This window comes from Vibrio sp. OPT24 (assembly GCF_015163545.1).
In the GTDB taxonomy this organism is placed as follows: Bacteria; Pseudomonadota; Gammaproteobacteria; order Enterobacterales; family Vibrionaceae; genus Vibrio; species Vibrio cyclitrophicus.
Genome location: NZ_JADDYI010000001.1, coordinates 47333 through 57723 on the forward strand (window position 1 = coordinate 47333; position 10391 = coordinate 57723).

Annotated in this window: 9 protein-coding genes and 1 riboswitch; of the genes, 6 read left to right on the forward strand and 3 right to left on the reverse strand. The window is 42.5% G+C overall.

The features are described 5' to 3' along the window. The first annotated feature begins 24 nt into the window (after nt 1-24). Nucleotides 25-1380, forward strand: coding sequence for an MATE family efflux transporter DinF (gene dinF, locus IQO02_RS00245; RefSeq protein ID WP_193838488.1), 1356 nt, complete (start codon nt 25-27; stop codon nt 1378-1380). A gap of 189 nt (nt 1381-1569) precedes the next feature. Here dinF and sthA read toward each other — a convergent pair whose 3' ends face one another. Next, complete coding sequence (gene sthA / locus IQO02_RS00250) at nt 1570-2970, reverse strand: Si-specific NAD(P)(+) transhydrogenase (protein ID WP_010438694.1); 1401 nt, start codon at nt 2968-2970, stop codon at nt 1570-1572. A 327-nt stretch (nt 2971-3297) separates the two neighbouring features. Between sthA and fabR the strand changes: the two genes are divergently transcribed. Then, on the forward strand, nt 3298-3939 hold the full coding sequence (gene fabR, locus IQO02_RS00255; protein WP_010438693.1) for an HTH-type transcriptional repressor FabR: 642 nt from the start codon (nt 3298-3300) through the stop codon (nt 3937-3939). Next, entirely contained in the window at nt 3939-4310 is a 372-nt protein-coding gene (locus IQO02_RS00260; protein ID WP_004736696.1) for a YijD family membrane protein, read from the forward strand. Before fabR ends, IQO02_RS00260 begins: the two co-directional genes overlap by 1 nt. 80 nt (nt 4311-4390) lie before the next feature. Here the strand turns inward: IQO02_RS00260 and trmA are convergent, their stop codons facing one another. Then, entirely contained in the window at nt 4391-5500 is a 1110-nt protein-coding gene (trmA, locus tag IQO02_RS00265) for a tRNA (uridine(54)-C5)-methyltransferase TrmA (protein WP_016783992.1), read from the reverse strand. A 154-nt stretch (nt 5501-5654) separates the two neighbouring features. Further along, nucleotides 5655-5859, forward strand: a riboswitch (cobalamin riboswitch). A 39-nt stretch (nt 5860-5898) separates the two neighbouring features. On the opposite strand from trmA, the gene btuB reads away from it, so the two are divergent. The 3 genes from btuB to murI are packed head-to-tail and all read left to right on the forward strand — an operon-like array spanning nt 5899 to nt 9315. After that, complete coding sequence (btuB, locus tag IQO02_RS00270; protein WP_102265623.1) at nt 5899-7734, forward strand: TonB-dependent vitamin B12 receptor; 1836 nt, start codon at nt 5899-5901, stop codon at nt 7732-7734. A 48-nt stretch (nt 7735-7782) separates the two neighbouring features. Then, nucleotides 7783-8448, forward strand: coding sequence for an ATPase (locus IQO02_RS00275; RefSeq protein WP_016795182.1), 666 nt, complete (start codon nt 7783-7785; stop codon nt 8446-8448). A gap of 60 nt (nt 8449-8508) precedes the next feature. Then, nucleotides 8509-9315 carry a glutamate racemase gene (murI, locus tag IQO02_RS00280; RefSeq protein ID WP_029203650.1) on the forward strand — a complete coding sequence of 269 codons (807 nt, stop codon included), beginning with the start codon at nt 8509-8511 and terminating at the stop codon, nt 9313-9315. Here murI and IQO02_RS00285 read toward each other — a convergent pair. Then, nucleotides 9278-9730 carry an RNA recognition motif domain-containing protein gene (locus IQO02_RS00285; RefSeq protein WP_102265622.1) on the reverse strand — a complete coding sequence of 151 codons (453 nt, stop codon included), beginning with the start codon at nt 9728-9730 and terminating at the stop codon, nt 9278-9280. The two genes, murI and IQO02_RS00285, sit on opposite strands and share 38 nt — an antisense overlap. Nucleotides 9731-10391: the final 661 nt, after the last annotated feature.

Below are 10391 nucleotides of genomic sequence, written 5' to 3' on the forward strand. Positions count from 1 at the left end.
TCGCCTCTAAACTAAGAGGTGATCGTGAAGCTATTTAATCCCCAAATTATTTTTCAAACGCTATCCAATCAGGCGATGCACAAAAAAGTGTTGTTGCTCGCGATCCCGATGGTTCTCTCTAATATTACGGTTCCACTGCTGGGCTTAGTCGATGCGGCGGTTATTGGTCATCTAGAGCATTCTTGGTATTTAGGTGGTGTGGCATTAGGCGGCACTATGATCAGTGTGACCTTTTGGTTGCTTGGCTTCCTGCGTATGTCGACAACAGGGCTAGCCGCACAATCCTATGGTGCGAATGATGGCAAGCAACTTGGCTTAGTCTTTGTGCAAGGCGTGACTATGGCCTTAGGGTTTGCTGGTGTCTTTTTGCTTTTACACAGTCTAGTCGCCGATTTAGTTTTCTCATTGAGTAGCGCCAGTGATCAAGTTAAGCACTATGGTCAGCAATATTTCTCAATCCGCGCTTGGAGTGCACCTGCTGCGCTAACTAACTTTGTAATTTTAGGTTGGTTACTCGGAACTCAAAATGCCAAAGCGCCAATGTGGATGGTGATTATCGCCAACATCACCAATATCATTTTGGATATCGTTTTTGTTATCGGTTTAGGGTGGCAAGTGGAAGGTGCTGCATTGGCATCTGTAATGGCGGATTATGCTGGTCTAACATTTGGCCTGATTTGTGTTTACCGAATCTGGGCGAAGAAACAGTTACCATCGCCATGGGATCTGCTTAAGAAAACTAGCCAAGGTTTGAGTCGTTTCGTGAAACTGAATCGCGATATCTTTCTTCGTTCATTGTGTCTACAAGCGACTTTCACTTTCATGACTTTCCAAGGTGCAAGCTTTGGCGATGATGTTGTTGCGGCCAATGCCGTGTTGATGAGTTTCTTGATGATCATCTCTTATGGGATGGATGGCTTTGCCTATGCAATGGAAGCTATGGTCGGTAAGGCGATTGGCGCGAAAGACAAAGATGAACTAAACCAGTCATTGATTGGTACTTTCTTCTGGAGCTTCAATACTTGTTTAGTACTGACCATAGCGTTCGTAATCGCTGGCTCTAGCTTAATCAATATGATCACCACAATCCCAGACGTGAAGAGCCAAGCCGAGGTGTATCTGCCATGGCTGATTGCGATGCCATTGGTATCTATGTGGTGCTTCTTGTTGGATGGTATTTTCGTTGGGGCCACTAAAGGCAAGGATATGCGCAATAGTATGTTTGTTGCGACTTGCAGTTTTTTCGCGATTTTCTACTTAGCATCAGGCTTAGAAAACCATGCACTGTGGCTAGCGATGCTGAGCTTTATGGCAATGCGCGGAATTGGTCTTGGTGTGTTGTTTGTTTCTCAGTGGAAAAAGGGTGAGTTTCTCGCTTAGCTTACTTAGATAGCTCAGTTCAGGGAGCAACAAATAGAGGCTGTACAGGAAAAGGTGTATTTAGAACATCATGATCTAATTACTATTAATGCTTTAATGTTCAATATCTTAAATAAAAACAGCAAGCGCGCTGCTTGCTGTTTTTGTATTTGGCCTATGGATGGTCAAATACTCCTATTGGTTCTTTGTCTAGAATAAACGGTTAAGCCCGTTGAGTGCTGCAACACGATAAGCTTCTGCCATCGTTGGGTAGTTAAAGGTTGTATTTACAAAGTACTCGATGGTATTCGCTTCACCTTTCTGCTCCATAATCGCTTGTCCGATATGGATGATTTCAGCGGCACGCTCACCAAACACGTGGATACCTAAAATCTCTTTGGTTTCGCGATGGAACAGAATCTTCAAGCTACCAATGTCTTTACCCGCAATTTGAGCACGAGCTAGGTGCTTGAAGGAAGAACGTCCCACTTCATACGGTACTTTAGCTGCGGTAAGCTCTTGCTCAGTTTTACCAACAGAGCTGATCTCCGGGATGGTGTAGATACCTGTTGGAATGTCTTCGATAAGGTGGCGTTCAGCTTCACCTTTCACTATTGCTTGAGCCACAAATCGACCTTGGTCATAAGCAGCGCTTGCTAGGCTAGGGTAGCCAATCACATCCCCGACAGCATAAACATGATCAACATTGGTTTGGTAATTGGTATTTACTGAGACTTGCCCACGAGAGTCCGATTCTAGCCCAACAGCACCAAGGTTTAGTCTGTCTGTGTTACCTGTTCGGCCATTGGCATACAGTAGGCAATCAGCACGCATTTTCTTACCTGACTCTAGGTGAATGATTACACCGTCATCAGTGCCTTCAATTTTCTCAAAGGTTTCATCGTTACGAATGACTACGCCACTGTTCCAGAAGTGGTAAGAAAGCGCATCTGAGGTTTCATTGTCTAAGAATGACAGTAAGCGGTCTCGAGTATTGATGAGATCGGTTTTTACGCCCAAACCACGGAAAATCGACGCGTATTCACAGCCAATAACGCCAGCACCATAGATGATGATATGTTGCGGGTCGTGTTTAAGAGAAAGAATCGAGTCGCTGTCGTAAATACGTTCATGCAGAAAATCGACATTATCTGGTTGATAAGGACGAGAACCTGTCGCGATAACAAATTTGTCCGCACTGTAATGTTCTTCAGTACCATCGCTTTGCATTACCGAGACAGTGTTAGTATCGATAAAACGTGCAGTACCAAACACTAGCGTACACTGGTTGCGGTCGTAGAATCCTTGGCGCAAGCGAGTCTGTTTGTCGATGACTGATTTAGCATGCCCCAAGATGTTAGAGAACGTTGAGTGAATGCTTTTGTTGTTCTGACAAAACAGCGGATTGCTGTTGAATTCGATAATACGACTAACAGCGTGACGCAGTGCTTTTGACGGAATGGTTCCCCAGTGAGTACAACCACCACCAACGCTGCTTTCTTTCTCAATGATTGCAACGTTCAACCCGGCTTTGGTTAATCCCATCGCTGCCCCTTCTCCTCCGGGGCCACTACCAATTACGATTACATCAAAGTGGTTGGAGTGTGGCATAGCTATCTTCCTTGTTATATTTGATTAACATTGCTTTAGCGAGATTTTAACTGATTCTGTTCTTGGGTACATGAAAAGGGTATCAGAGAGTCGGTGAGATCACGCCGAGTCATCGAAAAAAGAATATTTGGTATGTCGTATGTCTCCAAATGACAGTGTGGATATTGAAATTTTTTCTTCGAACGTATTTACTTCGATACGTGAACAAAGAGGTGTGTTTAGTGTCTTATATAACCAGAGTGCCTTATATAAAGAAGTGATTCGCGTTATATTAACCAGAGAATCAGACATGCCTGTTTAGGCTGTAAAAGAAGAAATTGATAAAGTATGAAACCAATGGGCATTCGCGCACAGCAAAAAGAAAAAACTCGTCGTAGCTTAATTGATGCAGCATTTAGCCAACTCAGCGCCGATCGTAGTTTTTCCAACCTAAGCTTGAGAGAAGTCGCTCGTGAGGCTGGAATAGCACCGACTTCCTTTTATCGTCACTTTAAAGATATGGATGAGCTCGGCTTAACCATGGTTGATGAAGGTGGTTTATTATTACGCCAATTAATGCGTCAAGCTCGTCAGCGTATAGTAAAAGAAGGCAGTGTGATTCGCACATCGGTTGAAACCTTTATGGAATTCATTGAAAGCAGCCCAAACGTATTCAGACTGTTATTACGCGAGCGCTCAGGAACTTCATTTGAGTTTCGTGCAGCGGTAGCTCGTGAGATACAACACTTCTCTGCTGAATTAACCGAATACCTGATAACGACAGGCATGACAAGAGATGAAGCTTTTACTCAAGCAGAAGCCTCGGTCATATTGGTTTTCAACTCAGGGGCAGAAGCATTAGATTTAGATCGACGTCAGCGAGATGAATTGGCTGAACGCTTGATCATGCAATTACGAATGATGGCCAAAGGGGCTTTTTGGTATCGTAAAGAACGTGAACGTAACCGATTAAAAGGCGGGATTGAATAATGTCGAATGAAAATAATACTGTAAACCGTGGTTCTGAAAGAAAGACACTCGTACTTGCTGTTGTTGCAGGTGTGTGTGGTGATGCACTGTTATCTTGGGTAACAATGAGCGAAGTGGGCTTCTCTATTTTCCCGTTGATTGCTTTAGTTTTGGCTGTACAAGCGCTTTACCAAGAATACCTAACTAATCCAGTATCTGAAGATATTCCGTTAGTGGGTTTGGCTTGTTTCTTTGTAGGTGCATTTGGCCACTCGGCTTTTGTGAAAGCACAGCACCCTGATGCAGGTTCAAACTTCTTTGCGATTATTGTCGCGATGCTGCTTTTAGCTTGGGTAGGTAAGAAGTTAGGCTTTATCGGCAAGACAGCTTAAGCCAACCTATAAATAAAAAAACGAGCCGATTGGCTCGTTTTTTTGTATCTGCTGTTTGTCTTAGGTCGAGAAAGCGTGTTTTATGCTTTACGTTCTAAGAACACACCTGCTTCCATGTGGTGCGTGTAAGGGAACTGGTCGAACAGAGCAAAACGAGTGATATCGTGGGTTTCGCTTAAGATCTCTAGGTTCTCTTTCAGTGTTTCAGGGTTACAAGAGATGTACATGATGCGCTCGTAGCCTTGCACCATCTTACAAGTATCAACGTCCATACCTGAACGCGGTGGATCAACAAAGATAGTGTTGCAGTTGTAGCTCTTTAGATCGATGTTTGCTTGCTGTAGGCGGCGGAATTCACGCTTACCTTCCATTGCTACGGTAAAATCTTCCGCAGACATACGAATGATCTGAACATTATCAATCTTGTTCGCCGCAATGTTGTATTGAGCAGATTCTACAGATGGCTTCGCTAGCTCTGTTGCAAGTACACGCTCAAAGTTTTGTGCCAGAGCTAATGAGAAGTTACCGTTACCACAGTAAAGCTCAAGCAAGTCACCTTTGCTGTCTTGAGTACAGTCGACAGCCCATTCCAACATTTTCTCTGCTACTTTGCCGTTTGGTTGAGTAAAGCTGTTCTCTACTTGCTGGTATATATAGCTATCACCATTCACATCTAGCTTTTCAATGACGTAGTCGCGATCCAGTACGATTTTCATCTTACGCGCACGGCCAATCAGGTTTAGGTTAAAGCCTTCATCATTTAATTGCTGCTTAAGCGCTTTAGCATCTTGAATCCACTGTTCACCTAATTGACGGTGGTAAAGCAGTGACACCAAAATCTCACCGCTTAACGTAGAAAGGAAGTCTACTTGGAATAGCTTGTGGCGTAGAGAGTGGTTGCTCTTCATTGCATCCGTTAATAGAGGCATTAGATCGTTGATAAGACGACTAGCCGCAGGAAACTGGTCTACGCGGTATTTTTCTTTGGTCTCTTGATTGAACATGACGTAATACATATCGTCACCTTCATGCCACACGCGGAATTCAGCACGCATGCGGTAGTGTTGTTCTGGAGATTCATACACTTCCAGCTCAGGCACATTGTATTGTGAGAACATTTCAGTAAGACGTTCAGTCTTTTCTGCGAGCTGTTCTTGGTAGCGTTGCGGGTTTACATCTAAATTCGCCATTGTTATGCCTTTTGCTGTCGTGCTTTTAAATCAAGAGCGCAGATTTTATTCAATCACAGGCGCTTGTCCAGTGTTGAGAGCTATTCAATGTAAATCGACCTTGAAAACTATAGCTTATAACTATCTTAGACTAGACAAATGATTCATAGGTTAATACTATCTCCGACAAGCTGGTGCCATTTGGATGTATAGATGGCTGAAGAGGGAATCTGGTGTGAATCCAGAACTGACGCGCAGCGGTAAAAGAGAACGAATATTCATAAGACACTGCAAATAGCTTTTTGTGGGAAGTCGAATATTAGGTAACCATAAGGTTGTGCTCTTGAGTCCGAATACCTGCCAGCGGCTAAGTCACACAATGTGGTTTGGTAGGACTTTACGCGATTTAGGATCACAACATGAAAAAATCCCTTTTAGCGGTTGCTGTAGCATCGCTGCTTTCACCTATCTCCAATTTACATGCCCAAGAAGCCACTGCCGACGAAACCATGGTGGTTACGGCTAACCGTTTTGAGCAGTCTGCCACGGCGACATTAACTGATGTTGAAGTTGTTACCCGCCAAGATTTTCAAAGAACACAAGCTAAAACAATCCCAGATGTGTTGAGAAGATTAACAGGGATCCAGATTACTCAAAATGGTGGTAGGGGACAGCTCGCTTCTATATTTGTTCGCGGAACAAGTTCTGATCAAGTCCTCGTTTTAGTTGATGGTGTTCGTTTTGCTCGTGCAGCAAAAGGTGCGGTAGATTTCAACCAGATTCCATTGAGTTATGTTCAGAGGATCGAGTATGTACGAGGAGCTCGAGCTTCTTTATACGGTTCCGAAGCTATTGGTGGTGTAATCAACATTATTACGATTGCTCGTGCGACGGATGAGTCAACAACATTGAGTGCTGGTTTGGGTAGCCTAGACTATCAAGAACTTAGTCTAGCATCCGGTGTTGCGACTTCTGAAAATGGTCAGCTAAACCTTGCTATTAGCCATGAAAGCGATGAAGGCTACAATGTTAAGCCCGTACCAGGCTTAAATGATGGCGACCGCCATGGCTTCGAGACGTTGAACGGTTTGATTGGTTATACTCATAAGTTGAATGAACAATTCAGTGTATTTGGTAATGTTCGTGCCTATGAGAATATTTACCAGTACGACAATACATACAGTACACGTAGTTATATGGAATCTGAAAAAGACGATTTATCAGTGTCGATTGGTGGTACTTATCAAGGCCTTCAATTACGCTCTGAAATGCAAGCTACAGTACAAAGCCAAGATTCTTGGAACTATCAATTTGGTGAAAGCAAAACCTCTGGAACTCAAGACGAGTTAGAACAAAGCAATGTTCAGTGGATTAATAGCTATAAATTAAACAAGAATGTTGTGTTAGCTGGTGGCGTTGATTGGCGCGATGAGTCATATGTAGATAAGAATGCGAATAAAACATTCGACCGTTCTAACTTGGCAGTATTCGGTCTATCTTCGGTCACTGTTGATTCTGCAACTTTAGAAGCAAGTGCAAGAGTCGATGACAATGAAGAATTTGGTACAGAAACGACATATAACGTCGGGGCTGGTTATCAATTTATTCCAGAATTTGGTATGAAAGCTTCATACGGTACAGCTTTTAAAGCTCCAAACCTTTACCAACAGTATGATCCGTCTTACGGAACTCAAGATCTTAAGCCAGAAGAATCTGATGCGATTGAGGTAGGCTTCTATGGTCTAGTGAAAGACGTATATTGGACATTAACTGGATACGATTACAAAATCACCAATCTAATCGATTACCACCCAACAACATATAAATACATCAACGTTGATGGTGAGACGCATATTCAAGGTGTAGAGCTGACTGCCGAGTTTGATACGGGCATTGTTCAACACCAGCTGAGTGCTGATTATAAAGATGCAGAAGGTGATGATGGCAAGCAGTTGCAACGCCGAGCAAAAGAACTGTATAAGTGGAATGCATTGGTGGCATTTGACGTCGTCGATTGGTCTATAAGCTATCAATATGTAGGTAAGCGACCTGATGTTGATTACGGGACGTGGCCATATAGTGATGTCACTCTCCCATCTTATTCATTGGTCGACACTGCTGTTAGCTATTATGCTAATGAGAACACTACGATCAGTGCTCGTGTTGATAACTTACTTGATGAAGACTACGAAACGGCTTTAGGGTACCCAGCCGCAGAGCGTGCTTACTACCTGAACGTAGCTTATCAATTCTAATTTACACCTAAACCGCCTCCGGGCGGTTTTTTCTTATTGGGTATATCAATGAAAAAGAAAGTCATCATAAGTTGGTCGTCAGGGAAGGATTCGACATTAACGCTGGAGCGTCTACTTGAAAGCTCCGAATATGAAGTTGTCGCTCTCTATACGACGCATGTTGGAGATGAAGTTCCTTTTCAAGTGACTCCGATTGATGTGGTTGCTATGCAAGCTAAGTTAGTCGGGTTGCCATTAATCACGATTGAGCTTCCAGAAGTGTTCCCTAGTAATGAGATTTATCAAAGTACCATTGTCTCCGCACTTAAAGGTTCTGGTTTATCAATCGATGCAGTCGCGTTTGGAGACATGTTTTGTAATGGTATTGCCGACTATCGAAGAAGCTATATAGAACCAGCGGGTTGGGAGTGTGTGTTTCCTCTTATGGGAGAGAGCAGTCAGGCACTTGCTAGTGAAATAATAGACAGAGGAATCGAAACCTTTCTTGTAACGGTCGATAGCGATGCATTAGACATGAGCTATTGCGGGAAAAAATACACGCTTGAACTAATAGACAGCTTACCGAGTCATGTTGATCCATGTGGCGAAGATGGCGAGTTCCATACCTTAGTGACATCAGCGCCATGCTTTAAAGGTAAGCTCAAGATAGATCAAGAAAATGTGGAGCAAGGTAAGCGCTTTGTTCATCAACGTTATCAAGCTTGCATTATATAGAGTGAGGATTGGCGAAAACTAAGCGAAGGAGTATCATTGCAGCGAAACTTATTATAGGTAATCGTTGTGTCGGATAGTCTACAAAAAAATATATTGGTCTTTGATTCTGGAGTGGGTGGCCTATCTGTATATAAGGAGATAAGCCAGTTACTACCGAATCATAACTATACTTATGTATTCGATAACGAGGCTTACCCATACGGTGAACTCGATCAACAAGTTCTTGTCCGCAGAGTTCAAAGTATCGTCGCTAGCTTTGTGGCTAGCCACGCTATTGATATCGTAGTTATAGCCTGCAATACCGCAAGTACGATTGTCTTACCTACACTGCGTGCTAATAATCTAATCCCAATTGTTGGCGTTGTTCCGGCAATCAAACCTGCATCCCTACTTGCCAATAAAGCGGTGGGTCTTATTGCTACTCCCGCAACGATTACTCGTGAATACACACACGAGCTCATCAAAAACTTCTCGAGTAATAAAAGAGTCGAACTTTTAGGCTCTACTCGGCTGGTGGATATGGCCGAAGATAAACTCAGAGGTGAGGCGATTGATCTTGAAGAGTTGCAACTCATCCTTCAACCGATGATCAACACAATTGATGTGGCCGTTTTAGGGTGTACACATTTCCCTTTAATAAAATCAGAGATTCAACAAGTCCTAGGTAAGAGTGTTTTATTGGTTGATTCCGGTAAAGCGATTGCGAAGCGAGTTCAAGATTTATTGGATTTGGAGAGTAGTGATAAAGAAGGGGGAGTGCGTGAGGTTTTTTGTAGTGCACTTCCTAAGAAAGAAAGTGCACTAAATAGCATGTTGAAGCAGTTAGGATTTAGCTCAGTTCAGCTTCGTCCGTTTCTGGATGTTTAGGATCATTTGCAACTCGCACTTTTAAAGTTCGTTGCATGTAATCTTTATCGTTAAGTGCAGAGATTGCATGATTCACATCATCACTTGCCATAACAACAAATCCAAAGCCTCTTCTTTTACCAGTACGTTTGTCTTTCATTAAACGTACTGCAAATACTTCACCATGCTCTGAGAATAATTCACGTACATGTGATTCATTCGCTTTGTATGGAAGGTTACCCACATAAAGTGTTTTTGTTGAAGCCTTAGGTTCAGAATCAGATTTTGAGTCGGTGCTTGAAAAGTTAACAACAAAAGCGGAAGCCAAGACACCAAGGATAAAGGTAATTGCAGGCGATATATCTACCTGAGAGAAAACAATGCCGCCTAATACAGCCAGTGCGACAATTAACAACATCGATTTTTTTGAGTTCATATCGGAATACTACATATTAATAAACGAAATAGACGCATCTACTATTAACAAAATAGACACATGAATCTTACGTTCATGGCTTCCATATTTCCAATGTATTGCTGTGATACGTCTCAAATGTTTAGTTTTTATTCGAAAAATGCGAATCTGGTGGCTTTTTAGACGAACGAAATTTTTATTTGAAAAAGTCCTTGTGCTCCATATCAATCTCTCTATAATGCCGCCTCACCGACACAGAGTGAGACGAGAGTCACACAGCGAAATCGGTAGAGAAAAAGAGTTTGAAAATAACCCTTGACTCTCAAAGTGGTGCAGGTATAGTACGCACCCCTAGCGACTGAGATGTGAATCACAAAACGCTAGCGCTCTTTAACAATTTAAACCTATCAATCTGTGTGGGCACTCGTTGATGAATATCAAAACGTTATTACTTAGGTAGTAACAGTTACTTCGGTAACAAACTTGATTTCAATGAACTGAGTGACCAATACGTTTAACTACTTGTAGTTATTCGGCACAGTCAATTCATTACCATTCTGTTCCTATTTATTTAAGAAGAGAGGGGTAATAGCTTTAGAATTACATGTTCATCAATCTTTTTCGAAAGAGCAATGAATATTAGTTTTGAAGTCAGTATTCGTTGAGTCACAAAATCTTAAAT